Consider the following 15,782-nt stretch of genomic DNA (forward strand, 5'->3'; position numbering starts at 1 on the left):
TAGCTCAAAAAGTCAGTGGTCTTTCAGACACTGACTTTTTTAATATGATTTTGTTACTATATGTATAAAGAAAAATGAGAAAAGAGATTATGATGAAAAGAATTCGAAGTATAGTCATATGGTTAATCATTCTATTAATTAGTGTTTTAGTCAGTTTATGGTGGGACTTAGGAAGCCTTAATGATGCATTTAATCAAACTATTTTATTAAAGGTAAGACTTCCTAGAGTTCTTGAAGCTATGCTTACTGGTGCGACACTCACTATAGCTGGGCATATGTTTCAAACCATTTTGAATAATCCATTAGCTGATAGTTTTACACTAGGCTTAGCAAGTGGTGCTTCTTTAGGCTCCGGACTGGCACTATTTCTCGGGTTAAGTTTTCTATGGGTGCCTTTTTTCTCTATAGCATTCAGTTTGATTACACTTGTACTCGTACTTGGCCTAACAGTGATATTGTCACGTGGTTATCCTATACGTGTGCTCATCATATTAGGTTTAATGATTGGTGCCTTATTCAATGCACTTCTGTATATGTTAGTTTTAATTAATCCACGGAAAATGAATTCAATAGCTAATTACTTGTTCGGTGGCTTTGCTTCGGCAGAGTACCACGATGTCATTATCATTGCTTTAACAATGATAGTTGCTATGGTCATTTTATTTTCAATGAAAAATGGCATTAAACTACTGCAAGTCGGTGAGTTAAAAAGCCAATCTTTAGGTCTTAATGTTCAAAATGTTATGTTCATTGTGTTGGCAGTGTCATCTATGATAACTGCAGTAGTAGTTGCATATGTAGGGATTATAGGCTTTATAGGTATGATCGTACCTCAATTACTAAGACGTTTTTATTGGCAATATGAGCTAGGAACGCAGATGGTACTTAATCTTATTGTCGGTAGCACAGTGATGGTCGTGGCAGATTTTATAGGCGGAACGATGATACAACCAGTTCAAATACCTGCAAGTATTATTATGGCATTATTAGGCGTTCCAGTTTTATTTTATATTCTTTTTACACAAACTAAGGTATTACGATAAGTGAATTCATTTGCTAAAATAGAAACTATTAAAAAGTTAAGAGGTAACTTAAAATGGATTTGAGTCATATTAAAGCAATAGTCTTTGATTTAGAAGGAACTTTGTTAGATAGAGTTAAATCACGTGAGAAATTTATTGAAGAGCAATTTGAACGTTTTCATGATTATTTCGTTCATGTTCAATTAGCCGATTTTAAGAATAAATTTATCGAGCTTGATGATGATGAAGATAATGATAAACCTGAATTGTATAAACAAATTATTAAACAATTTCATATTGATCGATTAACTTGGAAAGATTTGTTTCATGACTTTGAGATGCATTTTTACCGTTATGTCTTTCCTTATTATGATACGTTATATACCTTGGAAAAGTTATCGAGCCATGATTATAAGATTGGCGTTATCGCTAACGGGAAATCCAAAATTAAGCAATTTAGATTACATTCTCTAGGTATTATGCATGTTATTAATTACCTAACGACCTCAGAAACTGTTGGATATCGCAAACCTCATCCAAAAATATTTGAGGATATGATAGAACAACTCGATGTAGAACCCAGTGAAATTATGTATGTTGGAGACGACGCACTTAACGATGTTGCGCCCGCTCGAGCAATGGGTATGGTAAGTGTATGGTATAAACAAGAGGATGCGGAATTAGAACCACTTGAAGAAGAAGTAGATTTTACAATTACTACGATAGAAGAATTGTTAACTATTCTACCTGAAAATTTTGAACCAGAAGGAGAAGAACGCAATGGCAATGGATTTATTTACTAGTAAAGATGGAACGACAATTCATTATAATACAATGGGTGAAGGCTTTCCTGTTGTACTGATTCATACAGCTTATGATAATTATTCAGTATTTAATGATGTGGCTAAGGCGTTAGCGAAATCTTTTCAAGTTGTGCTTATTGATTTAAGAGGTCATGGTTATTCTGATAAGCCAAGAAATATTGAGTTTCATGAATTTGCTGATGATGTGATAGCACTCTTAGATTATATTTATATTGACCATGCAGCGTTTGTTGGTCACGAAATGGGAGCAATAGTAGCTTCAGATATCTCTGTGAGATATGAAGACTATGTATCTTCAATAATATTAGTTAATCCGACATCTATTGAAGGAGAGCTACCCGAAGAACGATTATTCAGAAAGTATGCGCACACGATTAGAAACTGGGATGATGAAAAGCAAGACAAGTTTTTAAATAAACGTAAATATTATAAACCGCGTAAAATGAATAAATTCTTAAAGCATGTTGAAGATACTAATTCAGTATCTACGAAAGAAGAAACGCAAGCTGTTGAAGATGTATTTAAAACTGTAGAAATCTCAGAGGTATTTAAACAAGTCCATGCTCCTACGTTAATTATTGCAGGAGAATATGGGGAAAGAACAACAACTTTAGAAGCGAAAGAAGTCGCTGATTTAATTGAACACAGTCAGTTCAATGTGTACGCTCAATCAAGTTTATATCCATTTGTTGAAGAACAAGAACAATTCATCACTGAAATTACTCCATTTATTAAAGATCATTTTTCCCATAAAAAAGAATAAAAATCACATAAAGACGATTAAATTGAACTAAAAGTTGGTAAATATAACTAACATTAGTTCAATTTTTTCATTTTATAGAAATAAAGTAAGCGTAAAAATATTTATTTGTAATGTTTTTGTAATATTATTGTTATTTTAGTAATATATGTAGTATAATCAAGTTAAGCACAAAATAGAGATATTGAAATAAAGGAGAGAGTGCTTATGAAAAAGCTAATGACATCATTACTTGTTTCTGGATTAGTTTTAACAGGAGTAAGCGCTGGTCATCACGCTGAAGCAGCATCTGGAAACTCAATGCAAACAGTTCAACAAATTACTCAAGGTGATCAATCATTAGAAAATGTTAAAATCGGCGATTCAATTAAAAGCGTATTAAATAAATATAGTCATCCAATTTATTCATATAATCAACAAGGAACAGAACATTATTATGAGTTTAGAACACATAAAGGTGTCTTACTTGTAACTGCAGATGGTAAAAAAGATAGAGGTCATGTAACTCGTGTGTCTATGACTTACAATCAAGCTAACGGTCCATCTTATAAATCTGTAAAAAATGAATTTGGTAACAAAGCGGTAAGTCGCGTACATTATAATAGAGTAACTGGTAACTTTGGTTACATCCAAAATGGTAAAGCTAGTTATCAATTTAGTTCAAATTCACCTAAAGATAAAAATGTAAAACTTTATCGCATTGATTTATCTAAATAAGAGAATAATGGCGATATAAAATTTTTGAAATTAATTTCTAAAGTATGAATAACTTTATATTAGATATGAATAGGGAGCAGAAAGATGAAATGAAATTTTTAAAATTGACGTTTCACTTTTGCTCCTTTTACTATGTCCATTGATTTAAAGATAGTTAAAGTTTAATATGGGGTTTGAGAAATATTGCGTAGAGTATGGTAAAATTTTAAACTGAAAATTAATAGTTTAATTTATTGCTTAATTCGTATTAGCATCAAGATTGTATGTAGAAGGAGTTAATCATGCATGCGTACTAATGATAAAGTATTGCTCGAAAACATTAATGATTATTTTAGCCATAAAGGCATGTCACCAAATCTAATAGATGATATTAAAGAAAAATTCAGATCAGATATCAAAAAATCAGAAGAAAAAGATCAAGATTATATTGAATATAGAGGTAAATCCCCAGCACAAATTATATTAACGATTCAACGTAATCTATTTGCTTTACAACTCAATCCCGTCATCTTTTTTATCATTAATTTTATACTTATTTCTTATTTATATGATAAACAGTATGTACAGTTCCAAGCGATTACTGGAATAAGTTTATTTTATTGTATTGTGATTTTCCCTATCACGATTATTCTCTATACTAGGATAGCTAGGAAAAATTATCTATATAGTAATAAATATGAGATGTGGGTAGGCATTGTGATTGCTATCATCGCTTTAATTCTTGTCATTATGCAAGGTTTTCATTTTAATTGGGCGATTATACCAATCAATATTTATGGACATCAATTTGTATTCTTTGTTGGAATCATTTTGGGTCTAATTGGTATATTCTTTAAGCGCTTAGAATTTTCAGGAATTGGTTTATTATTCTGTCAGAAGACAATAGATGCAATGATTACAAATCCTGAAATTGCACAATTTTTCTCGTTAGCAATTTGGATATTATTAGTGGTACTCATTATTTTTTATACAATTAAACTATCAGCGAGAACGAGATCGTAGATTTTCCTTAATCTTAAATTCGATGAAGTCTTATATCTAGTTGTTTAAGTTAACTATATGTAAGGCTTTTTTTATGTCATAAAAATTCGTCAGAATAAGTTGAATGCACGTTAAAAAACTGAAGAATAAGAAGTGGTTCTGTTTTAAATAATTAATTTAATTGAATCATAATTTAATTCTTCGTTCATTGAATTAAAGGCGTAACGATGATTCGAATTGGGTATAACAAATATTAAAGGGAGGTGCCAGTATGAATAAAATTCAAACTTGCAATCAAATTGAACTTGCTTATAGTGATGAAGGAGAAGGCATCCCCATTATTTTAATTCATGGATTAGACGGTAACTCAGCTGGCTTTCAGGATTTGAAAAATGAACTCAAGCAAACACATAGAGTGATAACTTATGATGTGAGAGGACATGGTAAATCCTCACGATCAGAATCTTATGATTTAAAAGATCATGTTGAGGACTTAAGTCATTTAATGGATGCATTAAATGTGAGTTCAGCACATATTCTAGGACATGACATGGGGGGCATAATAGGAAGAGAGTTCACTGAAACATATCAGTACAGAACAATTTCACTAACAATAATCTCTGCGAAGAGGGAAGATATCACTCACGGATTCACAAAACTCATGGTTGATAATCAAGAAGAAATTGCTGGTTTTAATAAAGCAGAGGCAATGATTATTCTATTTCCTAAATTATTTAAACAACAAGACAATACGATGAAGTGGTATCAACGTCAGAAGTTATATAGTAGACCGACACCTGAAGATAGCGCAATTGCTGTTAGGGCATTATTAAATCATGTTGATATGATTAAGGACGTTCATCATAAAGTAACTGTGCCAACACTTTTAGTTAATGGTAAACATGATCCATTAATCATGGATAAAACACATTTTCGTATTGATAGTTACTTTGAAAATATTAAAAAGTACATCTTTGATGAATCAGGACATGCACCACATATAGAAGAACCAGATAAGTTTTTAGATATTTACTTAGATTTTATTAAGTTAGAGGAAAATGCATAACTTTCACTATATTTAAAATTATTTAAAATAAGTATTTAGTATTACATTTCATAAATATATATCAAAAAAGGCGATCAAAATAATATTTGGTCGCCTTTTATTATTTGTGTCAGACACATTGTATTTTCAATTATATATCCCCACAAAAAGAGAGTAAGATTATGAAATCCTAAGAATCAGATTTCTATCTTACTCTCGTCAAATTTCATATTAAACTTCGTTATCGTCGTTCGCTTCAGTGATTCGTTTGTTAACTCGTTTTAATAGCTCGTCAATTTTTTTACGTTGTTTAGAGTTAACTAAGATTAAAACTGTTCTTTCATCGTGTTCGTTACGTTTTTTATTGAAGTAATCCTCTTGAGATAAGTTTTTAACAGCTTTTACCACTTGAGGCTGTTTATAATTTAAGTGGTTAATAATATCTTTAAGATAATATTCTTCCTCTTTATTTTGACTAATATAAGTTAAAACAGCGAATTCTTCAAAACTGATTGAGAATTCTTTCTTAATAGTACTTTTTAATCTGTCAGCATAAGTGACCATAGCTAATAATTCAAAGCAGTCATTAATTTTTGAAATAGCCATTATTGAAACCTCCCTATTTATAGCGTAAACATTAAAGACCCATATAACATGACTCAGCAAGTTTTGTATGTTATTAAATTAAGATCTATATGAATACTCTACCCGAATTTATTAATTTGTATCTATTTTTTTGAAAAAATACGAAGTGTCTGCCATAATTTAGTATTAAATAAAATTTTAAGAAATATATTTAATGCTATATTATTTAGTTAATTATAACTAAATAAAAATAAGAAGTAAACAAATAAGTGTTTATAAAACTAATTATTGTTTGTACATTATGATTGAATTAGTAAAATAGCATTTGCCTTATTCAAAAATATTACAAATATTTATAATTTTTCTAAATTTAATAAAAATAATGCTGAAAAGTAAACATTTTGAAATGTTATTTTCAACTTTTAATGACTAAAAGCGCTTACCATTTTATTAGTAGGATGCTTAATTACATTCTCATTAAGAGCTAAACCACTTGTTATAGTGATATACCCACTTTTAGAAGATTTTTTATATTTTATTTCTCTTTTTACAATTTTTTTATTATTCATTACTAAAATAAATTTGTTATCTATAATACTTGTTTGTGGTAGCTCGATATCATTAGATATTAAAGTTACTTTAAAATGTGTGCCGATAGGATACTTAGCTTTGGTAGTTAATACTACTTGGTAATAAGAAGTGTTATTTTTTACCTTAGTTGGTACTGTTGCAATTTCTTTCACTTTACTAATGAATTGAATTTTATCACGAGTAGTTACAGAAATATTTTGATTTATTTTTAATAAATTTATATCAGATTCTGATATATTAGCATGAATAACCTTTTCCTCGCTATCAATTTGCATTATCTTATCAGTTGCTTTTGAAGGGTAACGATTGATGATAGAGACCCTTCCATTAATAGGAGAGAAGTGAGTTGTGTGAATAGAATTTTGAGTTTGAATAAGCTGAGAATACAGTAACGGTGAGGTTAAGAAAGGATTATTTTTTAAATATGAAGGTGTATGATTGGGGAGTTGAATTTGATTAAGAACACCTTTAAGTGTTTTAAATTCTTGTTCCTTTTCGTAATTATAATATTCAAAAATCGGTCTTTTGGCGGATATTTTATCTTGATGTTTAACTAAGAAGCGGCTGATTTGTCCTTGTGAAGGATTGAAGTAGATAGAGTAGCTTTGGAAAGGAGTTTGAATGCCATCCGCGGTAAGTAACCGTTTAGACTGAGCTTTAATGATTTGAGTAGACTTTAAATTATTATCATCTGATCGTATTTTCGAATAAGTATGATAACCAAAACCTAAACTTGTAAGAACTAAAACTAGAATTAATAGTATAAGAATAATGCGCTTATTATTCATAGATGTTCACCTCATGATGTTATGATAAAAATATTATACAATATTAATTTGTTTCTAAATAGTTTTTTTTACCTATACTCAAAAGATAACTCTTTCATTCTTTCTAATTTTTACAATAATTGAAAAAAGGTTATTTATTCACTTCAAAAATAAAGAAATTCTAAGCTCTACAGGTAGAGCTTAGAATTTTAATAAGATAAAGATTAATTTAAAAGAATGATATAAGGTAGACTTTAAAATAAACGTAATAGAATAATTCCGATTGCAATACATATTAACCCACACACTTTACGTGCTGTAATTTTATTTTTAGGAGAGCCCATTAAACCAAAATGGTCTATTATAATTCCCATAATCATTTGGCCTAGCATTGCGACAATCGTTGTAAGCGCAGCACCTAAAAAAGGCATAAGGATAATATTAGCAGTGACAAAAGCCATGCCTAACATACCACCGATAAAGTAGACAGGCTTAATGCGTCCAAGCACATCATGAGTAATACTAATTTTTAAAGTGCGATTAAAAAGTAAAGTTAAAATGAATAAAGCTGTCGTACCTATCGTAAATGATACTAAAGACGCAAAGATTGAAGAATGTGTCTGTTGAGCAAGTGCGCTATTAATTGTAGTTTGGATCGGTGGTGCCGAGCCAAATACGAGTCCAATCGCTAACCATAAGATGAAGTTTGAATTGGTTTTATGATGGATTTTACGATTCGGGACGTAATTCATTAAAAGAATACCGAAGATTAAAAAAATAATCCCAATTGCTTTAAAAAATGTAAATTGTTGTTGTGAAGCACCAAATAATCCAAATGTATCTATGACTACACCCATAAGTATTTGTCCTGTTACAGTGATGACTACTGTAAGCGCAGCACCTAATCTAGGTAATAATAATAGGCTTCCTGTTAAAAATATAACGCCCAGTAATCCTCCAACAAACCATGTATAGTTAAATGTCTGTCCTGAGAAGAATGAGGTTGTAAATACATGTGGATTAATAATAAGGTTAAGGATTAATAAACATAACGTTCCTACCGCAAAAGAGATGGTTGAGGCGTAAAATGATGAACGTGTAAATTGACTTAACCTTGAGTTAACTGAGGTTTGAATAGGAAGCAACATTCCCACAAATATACCTAAGAGGTATAAGAATATCATTTGTGATACCCACTTTCTCGAATTAATAATAATATGATACCACTCATATACTTGAATCTAAATAGAATGTTTGATTATGTATTATGGTACATTTTAATTTTCTAGTTTAAGAATATATATGTATAATGCATATAATAGTAATAAAAAACATCACTAATGATTCTTTTTTTCTCTCATTAATGATGTACTTGTTAGTAAGAAACAATTCTCCCTATGACTTTTTATTTTTTATCTTCGAAAAGGATAGTTGTATTCTTATCAATGATTTGAGCTGAATAAGCTTTGACAGGTTTACCTACATTTGATTTTAAAATGCCTAATTCTAAAATTTGATTCATACTTTCTTTAACTAATTGTTCTGTCAAAACAGCGTCAAATTTTATTAACTGTAATTTTACTGGCTTGTCTAAACTCGTTTTAAAGATGAGTTCTAACGTTTTTGACATATTCCTACTCCTCCTTAGATTAATGCTTCTGTCTTTGTGACTTCAACTTTGTCGTACTTTTCTCCAGTTAAACGCTCAATAATGTTACTGAAAGTTCTTATTTGATCATTAGACGTAGATGGATTTAAGTTAGAGAAACGACGTTTATGTTCGACTACTTTCCCTTCAGAGTCATGTTTAACTTGTGTAAAGAGTGCAGTCACTTGATTAATTTCATTCATCTTTAGCACCTCCTTTCACTTTATATATCGTTTGAAAATGAAAAAAAGGTCACTTTATTTCTAAATTTCAGGCAGAAATTTTTGATGTAACTTAAATATCATATATCATTAAATGAGAAACCTTAATAAGGAGGACGTATGAATCAAGTAGACCCAATTAAATATAAAGAAGAGATTCATCAAATGTATAAAGTATTACGAGCACGGTCACAAAGGGATTATTTGTTTTTTAAGTTCGCAATTCATACAGGAATTAAACTGACAGATTTGTTAAATATGAAAGTAAAGTACCTTAAAACTTCTGAAATAGGGAATATAAAAACATCTTGGATGATAGATGATGAGCCAACTATTAAAATTAAGTTGCCATCTGAATTGCGAAACGAATTAAAACTTTACATAGAGGATTGTAAATTGGAAGATGAAGAACTTATTTTTCAATCTACGAGGACGCATCAATGTCTTTCAAGACAACAAGCTTATAGAATAATAAATCGTGCTGCTGAACAATTAGGTATGAAACATATTGGACTGACTACATTAAGAAAGACGTTTGCCTATCATGCCTATCAAGCAGGCATTTCAATCTCAATTATTCAGAAATATTTGGGACATCAAACAACTCAAGAAACTATAAAATTTATTGGGATTCAAGATAAATCGATTCATCAAACTGTGATTGCACTCAACTTATAAAAAAATATATTTAAAGGAGGCTTTAAATGAGTCTGATGTACCTTATGGGCGTGCTAATAGTTGTGATGATTCTAGTTTTACTCACTTTGAGTCATCAAATACTTAAAAAATATGCTGGTTACTTGTCGTTACTAGCGCCCATCATTTCATCTGTTTATTTCATTACACAAATATCAAATGTCTATCACCATCATTTCACTTCTATTCATATTCCATGGATGTCTTCAATAGATATCAATTTAGATATGAAATTAGATGGATTAAGTTTAATGTTTGGTTTGATTATCTCTCTTATAGGTGTAGGTGTATTTTTCTATGCTACACAATACTTATCACCTCAAACTGATAATCTGCCTAGATTTTTTGTCTATTTATTATTATTTATGTTTAGTATGATTGGCATCGTTATAGCGAATAACACTATATTAATGTATGTATTCTGGGAATTAACGAGTGTGTCTTCTTTCTTGCTTATCTCTTATTGGTATAACAATGGTAATAGTCAACTCGGGGCTATTCAATCATTTATGATTACCGTATTTGGTGGATTAGCGTTATTAACTGGTTTTATTATGTTATACATCATTACCGGTACAAATAATATCTCAGAAATACTAGCTCAACGTCATGCAATTGAGAAGCATCCGTTGTATATCCCAATGATGCTCATGCTATTGTTGGGAGCATTTACAAAATCAGCTCAATTTCCATTTCATATATGGTTACCGAAAGCGATGGCTGCACCCACGCCAGTGAGTGCATATCTTCATTCAGCGACTATGGTTAAAGCTGGTATATTCTTACTGTTTAGGTTTACGCCATTATTAGGACTAAGTGATATATATGTATATATTGTTACGTTTGTAGGACTTATAACCATGCTTTTTGGTTCGCTTACCGCATTACGCCAATATGATATTAAAGGCATTTTAGCTTATTCTACTATCAGTCAACTCGGTATGATTATGTCTATGGTAGGTATAGGTGGGGGCTATGCACAACATACCTCAGATCATTTGTCAGAGTTCTACGCATTAGTCCTTTTTGCTGGCTTATTTCATTTGATGAACCATGCTATTTTTAAATGTGCATTGTTCATGGGTGTTGGTATTATTGACCACGAGTCAGGTACGAGAGACATTCGTTCACTCAATGGGATGCGTCATGTCTTTCCTAAGATGCACATTGTTATGTTGCTAGCTGCTCTTTCTATGGCAGGGGTCCCATTTTTAAATGGTTTCCTTAGTAAGGAAATGTTCTTTGATTCACTTGTAAAAGCTATTGAACTAGATCAGTTTGGAATTAGCCTTACTATCATAGTTGTTGCATTAGGTGTGATAGCAAGTATTTTTACTTTTACTTATGCACTTTACATGATTAAAGAAACATTTTGGGGACAATTTAATACTGAAAAGTTTACTAAGAAAAGTATTCACGAACCATGGTTGTTTAGTTTACCTGCTATGATTCTTATGGTACTTATACCAATTGTATTCTTTATACCTAACGTTTTCGGACATAATATACTTATACCAGCATTAAGATCGGTATCTGGTGTTGGAACTCAAGTAGACAGCGTAGCACCTCACATTTCACAATGGCACGGTATCAACCTTCCATTAATATTAAGTGTCATCGTTATTGTGTCAGGAATTATTTTAGCACTTGCTATAAATTGGAAATCATTGACACATCGAATGATTAAACAAGCTTCAATCACAGATACTTATCGACGTGTTTATAGAGAGTTTGAATCTTATTCAGGTTATGGAATAAGAAGCTTAATGAGTGCTAAACTCAATTATTATATTATGATTACGTTACTCATATTTGTAGCAATTATTGCATATGGCTATCTTTCGGTTGGTTTCCCTAAAGTTCATGATTTACATGTTTCATCTTTTGGACCGCTCGAGATTATCTTATCAATCGTTACAGTAATCATCGGTATTTCTCTTATATTTATACGTCAACGCTTAACGATGGTTATTTTAAACGGTATTATCGGGTTTGCAGTGACGCTTTACTTCATTGCAATGAAGGCGCCTGATTTAGCTCTCACACAATTAGTGGTTGAAACCATTACGACGATATTGTTTATCGTGAGCTTTTCAAGATTACCAAATATTCCAAGAGCAAAAGCAAACTTGAAGAAGGAAACGCTTAAAATTGTAGTTTCACTTATAATGGCTGTTTCTGTTGTTTCTCTAATTTTTATCGCTCAGCAAGCGGATGGTATGCCATCGATTTCAAAATTCTATGAAGATGCCTATAAATTAACAGGTGGCAAAAATATTGTTAATGCTATATTAGGTGATTTCAGAGCGTTAGATACTTTATTTGAAGGATTAGTATTAATCATTGCAGGTTTAGGTATTTACACACTACTTAATTACAAAGATAGGAGGGGACAAGATGAAAGAGAATGATGTGGTATTAAAAACGGTCACTAAGATTGTTGTTTTCATTCTATTAACATTTGGATTTTATGTTTTCTTTGCAGGACATAATAATCCAGGTGGTGGATTTATTGGCGGCCTTATCTTTAGTTCAGCTTTTATCCTTATGTTCCTTGCCTTTGATGTTAAAGAAGTATTGATTAGTTTACCTATAGATTTTAAGAAATTAATGATTATTGGATCATTAGTATCTGTGTGTACGGCAGTAGTTCCTATGTTCTTTGGTAAACCAATCTTATACCAAACTGAAGCTAATGTGGCTTTTCCATTATTAGGACATGTGCACGTTACGACTGTAACGTTATTTGAATTAGGCGTATTACTTACAGTGGTAGGTGTTATTGTGACAGTTATGTTGTCAATAAGTGGTGGTAAGTCATGAACTTGATACTTTTACTGGTGATAGGATTTTTAGTATTTATAGGAACGTACATGATTCTATCCATTAATTTAATACGTATTGTTATTGGTATTTCTATTTATACTCATGCAGGTAATTTAATTATTATGAGTATGGGCAAATATGGTCCACAAATGTCTGAACCATTAATTCAAAATAATCATTCGAATTTTGTAGATCCATTACTACAAGCCATTGTACTTACTGCGATTGTAATTGGATTTGGTATGACTGCATTCTTACTCGTATTAATTTACCGAACATATCGCGTGACGAAAGAGTATGAAATTAGTGCATTGAGGGGTGAAGAAGATGATGAGTAACTTATTGATTATGCCAATGCTTCTTCCTTTTTTATGTGCTTTGATTCTAGTTTTTATAAAAAATAAAAATCAAACATCGAAAATACTCTCAATTACGACTATGATTGTTTCAACTTTAATTTCTTTAGCATTGCTTATCTATGTTGTGAACCATAAGCCAATCACATTAGATTTTGGTGGTTGGAAAGCACCATTTGGTATTCAATTCCTTGGCGATTCACTAAGCTTACTCATGGTTACAGTATCGTCATTTGTTGTGACGCTAATTATGGCTTATGGATTTGGTCGAGGTGAAAAGCGTGTAAATCTTTTCCATTTACCAACTTTTATCTTATTACTTACTGTTGGTGTAATAGGTTCATTTTTAACCTCAGATTTATTTAATTTATACGTCATGTTTGAGATTATGTTACTCGCGTCATTTGTGCTTGTAACATTAGGCCAATCAGTTGAACAGTTACGTGCTGCCATTATTTATGTAGTACTTAACATTATTGGCTCATGGTTGTTTTTATTAGGTATCGGTATGTTATATAAGACTGTTGGTACCTTAAATTTTTCTCATATTGCATCACGCTTGAACCATATGGAAAGTAATCAAACTATCACGATTATCTCACTCGTCTTTTTAGTCGCTTTTAGTTCTAAAGCTGCTTTAGTGATATTTATGTGGTTGCCTAAAGCTTATGCTGTGCTCAATACAGAACTTGCAGCTTTATTTGCAGCGTTGATGACAAAGGTCGGCGCATACGCGTTAATCCGCTTCTTCACCTTATTATTTGATCATCATCCTGGTATCACACATCCATTACTCGTTTTTATGTCATGTATTACGATGCTAATCGGTGCATTTGGTGTAATCGCTTATAAAGATATTAAGAAAATTGCTGCTTATCAAGTTATATTATCGATTGGTTTTATTATCCTAGGATTAGGATCTCATACACATGCTGGAGTGAATGGTGCAATTTTCTATTTATCAAATGATATTATCGTTAAAACGTTACTTTTCTTTATTATAGGTAGTCTTGTTTATATTTCTGGCTTTAGAAATTATCAGTATTTAAGTGGTTTAGCCAAAAGGGAACCCTTCTTTGGTGTTGCATTTATTGTGATGGTATTTGCAATAGGTGGTGTACCTCCGTTTAGTGGTTTCCCAGGTAAGGTGCTTATATTCCAAGGTGCGATTCAAAACGGTAATTATATTGGTCTTGCTTTAATGATTCTGACTAGTCTTCTAGCGATGTATAGTCTGTTTAGAGTCATGTTTGTAATGTACTTTGGCGATACTGATGGTGAAGAGGTCAAATTCAAAGAGATTCCTCCTCATCGTAAAGGTATTCTTGGTATTCTAGTTGCCGTTGTACTTGCTATGGGTATTGCTGCACCAGTTGTCTTAAAAGTGACTGATAATGCTACAAACCTCAATATGAAAGAACATGTTTTCCAAGAGAATGTTAATTCGCATTTGAAGGAGGTTGAAAAATAGATGAAACAAGTCGTACTTAATATTGTCATCGCGTTCCTTTGGGTTTTATTCCAAGACGAGGATGAATTTAAATTTACAACCTTCTTCTCAGGATTTTTAATTGGTTTAATTGTCATCTATATCCTTCATAGGTTCTTTGGTGAAGAATTTTATCTCAAAAAGATATGGGTAGCGATTAAATTTTTAGCAATATATCTCTATCAACTATTAACATCAAGTATTAGTACGATTAATTATATTCTGTTTAAAACTAAAGAAATGAATCCTGGTTTACTTTCTTATGAGACTTCTCTAAAGAATGATTGGGCAATTACATTTTTAACTATTTTAATCATTATCACTCCGGGTTCAACAGTGATTCGCATTTCTAAAGATACGAATAAGTTCTTTATCCATAGTATTGATGTTTCTGAAAAAGACAAGCAAAATCTTTTAAGAAGTATTAAACAGTATGAAGATTTAATTTTGGAGGTGACACGATGATAACGTTAATCACACAATGTTTAATTATAAGTGCATTAATTATATTTGGTGTTGCTTTACTCGTGTGCCTTTTCAGATTAATTAAAGGACCAACAACAGCTGATAGAGTGGTCTCATTTGATGCGACAAGTGCAGTTGTAATGTCTATAGTTGGTGTGTTGAGTGTCGTATATAATTCGGTTTCGTTCCTAGACTCAATTATGCTCATTGCCATTATTTCATTTGTTAGTTCGGTATCTATTTCTAGATTTATCGGAGGAGGTCGAGTCTTTAATGGAAATAACAAAAGAAATCGTTAGTCTCATCTCAGCGATATTTATATTTTTAGGAAGTATCATTGCATTGATTAGTGCGAATGGTATTGTAAAGTTCCAAGACGTTTTTTTACGTAGTCACGCCTCTACAAAGAGTTCAACTTTATCAGTATTATTAACTATTATTGGTGTCTTAATATATTTTACGGTCAATCAAGGATTCTTTAGCGTTCGTTTACTTTTATCATTGGTTTTCATCAACCTTACTTCTCCTGTTGGAATGCATTTGGTAGCGCGTGCTGCCTATCGTAACGGTGCGTATATGTACCGAAAAGATGACGTCCCTAGGCAATCTTCAATATTGTTAAGTCAAAATGAGTTTAATTCACCTGAAGAATTAAAATCTCGTGCGAAACTAAGAGAACAACGTAGGGAAAAACTTTATTATAAAGAACGTGAAAAAGAGAGAAAATTTGACAATGAGAATTAATCATAACCGTTAACGTATAAGAGTTAATCTATATATGTTAACGGT

The 15,782-nt window shown here is 31.4% G+C and carries 19 protein-coding genes; 14 read left to right on the forward strand and 5 right to left on the reverse strand.

Features of this window, described 5'->3' with window-relative positions; translation table 11 throughout:
* Positions 1-92 precede the first annotated feature (92 nt).
* The 6 genes from AC3WQX_RS00505 (at position 93) to AC3WQX_RS00530 (ending at position 5,370) form a co-directional block, all read left to right on the forward strand.
* Positions 93-1,043 carry a FecCD family ABC transporter permease gene (locus tag AC3WQX_RS00505; RefSeq protein WP_002452545.1) on the forward strand — a complete coding sequence of 317 codons (951 nt, stop codon included), beginning with the start codon at positions 93-95 and terminating at the stop codon, positions 1,041-1,043.
* Between the two features lie 53 nt (positions 1,044-1,096).
* The gene (locus tag AC3WQX_RS00510) at positions 1,097-1,825 is read left to right on the forward strand and encodes an HAD family hydrolase (protein ID WP_002433179.1); all 729 of its coding nucleotides are present in this window, start codon (positions 1,097-1,099) and stop codon (positions 1,823-1,825) included.
* On the forward strand, positions 1,803-2,609 hold the full coding sequence (locus AC3WQX_RS00515) for an alpha/beta fold hydrolase (RefSeq protein WP_002433355.1): 807 nt from the start codon (positions 1,803-1,805) through the stop codon (positions 2,607-2,609). Before AC3WQX_RS00510 ends, AC3WQX_RS00515 begins: the two co-directional genes overlap by 23 nt.
* 204 nt (positions 2,610-2,813) lie before the next feature.
* On the forward strand, positions 2,814-3,323 hold the full coding sequence (locus AC3WQX_RS00520) for an SA0570 family protein (protein ID WP_002433432.1): 510 nt from the start codon (positions 2,814-2,816) through the stop codon (positions 3,321-3,323).
* Positions 3,324-3,608: 285 nt separating this feature from the next.
* Entirely contained in the window at positions 3,609-4,325 is a 717-nt protein-coding gene (locus tag AC3WQX_RS00525) for a cation diffusion facilitator family transporter (protein WP_002433107.1), read from the forward strand.
* A gap of 250 nt (positions 4,326-4,575) precedes the next feature.
* Positions 4,576-5,370 carry an alpha/beta fold hydrolase gene (locus AC3WQX_RS00530; RefSeq protein ID WP_002452550.1) on the forward strand — a complete coding sequence of 265 codons (795 nt, stop codon included), beginning with the start codon at positions 4,576-4,578 and terminating at the stop codon, positions 5,368-5,370.
* Positions 5,371-5,580: 210 nt separating this feature from the next.
* On the opposite strand, the gene sarA is transcribed toward AC3WQX_RS00530, so the two are convergent.
* The 5 genes from sarA to sroA form a co-directional block, all read right to left on the reverse strand.
* Positions 5,581-5,955 (reverse strand): global transcriptional regulator SarA, encoded by a 375-nt coding sequence (gene sarA, locus AC3WQX_RS00535; RefSeq protein ID WP_049307079.1) that lies wholly within the window; start codon positions 5,953-5,955, stop codon positions 5,581-5,583.
* A 401-nt stretch (positions 5,956-6,356) separates the two neighbouring features.
* Entirely contained in the window at positions 6,357-7,313 is a 957-nt protein-coding gene (locus AC3WQX_RS00540) for an efflux RND transporter periplasmic adaptor subunit (protein ID WP_023350725.1), read from the reverse strand.
* A 233-nt stretch (positions 7,314-7,546) separates the two neighbouring features.
* Positions 7,547-8,476, reverse strand: a complete 930-nt coding sequence (locus AC3WQX_RS00545) for a DMT family transporter (RefSeq protein WP_023350724.1) — start codon at positions 8,474-8,476, stop codon at positions 7,547-7,549.
* 221 nt (positions 8,477-8,697) lie between these two features.
* On the reverse strand, positions 8,698-8,922 hold the full coding sequence (locus AC3WQX_RS00550) for a DUF2922 domain-containing protein (RefSeq protein ID WP_023350723.1): 225 nt from the start codon (positions 8,920-8,922) through the stop codon (positions 8,698-8,700).
* A gap of 14 nt (positions 8,923-8,936) precedes the next feature.
* Positions 8,937-9,143, reverse strand: coding sequence for a sigS mRNA-stabilizing protein SroA (gene sroA / locus AC3WQX_RS00555; protein ID WP_023350722.1), 207 nt, complete (start codon positions 9,141-9,143; stop codon positions 8,937-8,939).
* Positions 9,144-9,281: 138 nt separating this feature from the next.
* Between sroA and AC3WQX_RS00560 the strand changes: the two genes are divergently transcribed.
* From AC3WQX_RS00560 to mnhG2, 8 genes are read left to right on the forward strand one after another with little or no spacing between them, the layout of a single operon-like run.
* Positions 9,282-9,839 (forward strand): tyrosine-type recombinase/integrase, encoded by a 558-nt coding sequence (locus tag AC3WQX_RS00560; protein ID WP_023350721.1) that lies wholly within the window; start codon positions 9,282-9,284, stop codon positions 9,837-9,839.
* A 26-nt stretch (positions 9,840-9,865) separates the two neighbouring features.
* Positions 9,866-12,268, forward strand: a complete 2,403-nt coding sequence (gene mnhA2 / locus AC3WQX_RS00565; RefSeq protein ID WP_049326448.1) for a Na+/H+ antiporter Mnh2 subunit A — start codon at positions 9,866-9,868, stop codon at positions 12,266-12,268.
* Positions 12,255-12,680 carry a Na+/H+ antiporter Mnh2 subunit B gene (gene mnhB2 / locus AC3WQX_RS00570; RefSeq protein ID WP_002433258.1) on the forward strand — a complete coding sequence of 142 codons (426 nt, stop codon included), beginning with the start codon at positions 12,255-12,257 and terminating at the stop codon, positions 12,678-12,680. The genes mnhA2 and mnhB2 overlap by 14 nt, the downstream gene beginning before the upstream one ends.
* Entirely contained in the window at positions 12,677-13,021 is a 345-nt protein-coding gene (gene mnhC2 / locus AC3WQX_RS00575; protein WP_002433087.1) for a Na+/H+ antiporter Mnh2 subunit C, read from the forward strand. The genes mnhB2 and mnhC2 overlap by 4 nt, the downstream gene beginning before the upstream one ends.
* Positions 13,011-14,510: a Na+/H+ antiporter Mnh2 subunit D gene (gene mnhD2 / locus AC3WQX_RS00580; protein ID WP_023350719.1), complete on the forward strand. Its 1,500-nt coding sequence runs from the start codon at positions 13,011-13,013 to the stop codon at positions 14,508-14,510. Before mnhC2 ends, mnhD2 begins: the two co-directional genes overlap by 11 nt.
* Positions 14,511-14,993 carry a Na+/H+ antiporter Mnh2 subunit E gene (mnhE2, locus tag AC3WQX_RS00585; protein ID WP_016898376.1) on the forward strand — a complete coding sequence of 161 codons (483 nt, stop codon included), beginning with the start codon at positions 14,511-14,513 and terminating at the stop codon, positions 14,991-14,993. It abuts the gene before it with no gap.
* Positions 14,990-15,292 carry a Na+/H+ antiporter Mnh2 subunit F gene (mnhF2, locus tag AC3WQX_RS00590; protein ID WP_002433104.1) on the forward strand — a complete coding sequence of 101 codons (303 nt, stop codon included), beginning with the start codon at positions 14,990-14,992 and terminating at the stop codon, positions 15,290-15,292. Before mnhE2 ends, mnhF2 begins: the two co-directional genes overlap by 4 nt.
* A complete protein-coding gene (mnhG2, locus tag AC3WQX_RS00595; RefSeq protein WP_023350718.1) occupies positions 15,267-15,737 on the forward strand; it encodes a Na+/H+ antiporter Mnh2 subunit G in 471 nt (156 codons plus the stop codon). Before mnhF2 ends, mnhG2 begins: the two co-directional genes overlap by 26 nt.
* The last annotated feature ends 45 nt before the right edge of the window (positions 15,738-15,782 follow it).

The organism is Staphylococcus sp. FW104-15G4D (assembly GCF_058790135.1).

What these genes read in the sequence shown, in the direction of transcription:
- AC3WQX_RS00505 (WP_002452545.1), top strand. Translation starts at nt 93, where the DNA reads ATGAAAAGAATTCGAAGTATAGTCATATGGTTAATCATTCTATTAATT.
- AC3WQX_RS00510 (WP_002433179.1), top strand. Translation starts at nt 1,097, where the DNA reads ATGGATTTGAGTCATATTAAAGCAATAGTCTTTGATTTAGAAGGAACT.
- AC3WQX_RS00515 (WP_002433355.1), top strand. Translation starts at nt 1,803, where the DNA reads ATGGCAATGGATTTATTTACTAGTAAAGATGGAACGACAATTCATTAT.
- AC3WQX_RS00520 (WP_002433432.1), top strand. Translation starts at nt 2,814, where the DNA reads ATGAAAAAGCTAATGACATCATTACTTGTTTCTGGATTAGTTTTAACA.
- AC3WQX_RS00525 (WP_002433107.1), top strand. Translation starts at nt 3,609, where the DNA reads ATGCGTACTAATGATAAAGTATTGCTCGAAAACATTAATGATTATTTT.
- AC3WQX_RS00530 (WP_002452550.1), top strand. Translation starts at nt 4,576, where the DNA reads ATGAATAAAATTCAAACTTGCAATCAAATTGAACTTGCTTATAGTGAT.
- sarA (WP_049307079.1), bottom strand. Translation starts at nt 5,955, where the DNA reads ATGGCTATTTCAAAAATTAATGACTGCTTTGAATTATTAGCTATGGTC.
- AC3WQX_RS00540 (WP_023350725.1), bottom strand. Translation starts at nt 7,313, where the DNA reads ATGAATAATAAGCGCATTATTCTTATACTATTAATTCTAGTTTTAGTT.
- AC3WQX_RS00545 (WP_023350724.1), bottom strand. Translation starts at nt 8,476, where the DNA reads ATGATATTCTTATACCTCTTAGGTATATTTGTGGGAATGTTGCTTCCT.
- AC3WQX_RS00550 (WP_023350723.1), bottom strand. Translation starts at nt 8,922, where the DNA reads ATGTCAAAAACGTTAGAACTCATCTTTAAAACGAGTTTAGACAAGCCA.
- sroA (WP_023350722.1), bottom strand. Translation starts at nt 9,143, where the DNA reads ATGAATGAAATTAATCAAGTGACTGCACTCTTTACACAAGTTAAACAT.
- AC3WQX_RS00560 (WP_023350721.1), top strand. Translation starts at nt 9,282, where the DNA reads ATGAATCAAGTAGACCCAATTAAATATAAAGAAGAGATTCATCAAATG.
- mnhA2 (WP_049326448.1), top strand. Translation starts at nt 9,866, where the DNA reads ATGAGTCTGATGTACCTTATGGGCGTGCTAATAGTTGTGATGATTCTA.
- mnhB2 (WP_002433258.1), top strand. Translation starts at nt 12,255, where the DNA reads ATGAAAGAGAATGATGTGGTATTAAAAACGGTCACTAAGATTGTTGTT.
- mnhC2 (WP_002433087.1), top strand. Translation starts at nt 12,677, where the DNA reads ATGAACTTGATACTTTTACTGGTGATAGGATTTTTAGTATTTATAGGA.
- mnhD2 (WP_023350719.1), top strand. Translation starts at nt 13,011, where the DNA reads ATGATGAGTAACTTATTGATTATGCCAATGCTTCTTCCTTTTTTATGT.
- mnhE2 (WP_016898376.1), top strand. Translation starts at nt 14,511, where the DNA reads ATGAAACAAGTCGTACTTAATATTGTCATCGCGTTCCTTTGGGTTTTA.
- mnhF2 (WP_002433104.1), top strand. Translation starts at nt 14,990, where the DNA reads ATGATAACGTTAATCACACAATGTTTAATTATAAGTGCATTAATTATA.
- mnhG2 (WP_023350718.1), top strand. Translation starts at nt 15,267, where the DNA reads ATGGAAATAACAAAAGAAATCGTTAGTCTCATCTCAGCGATATTTATA.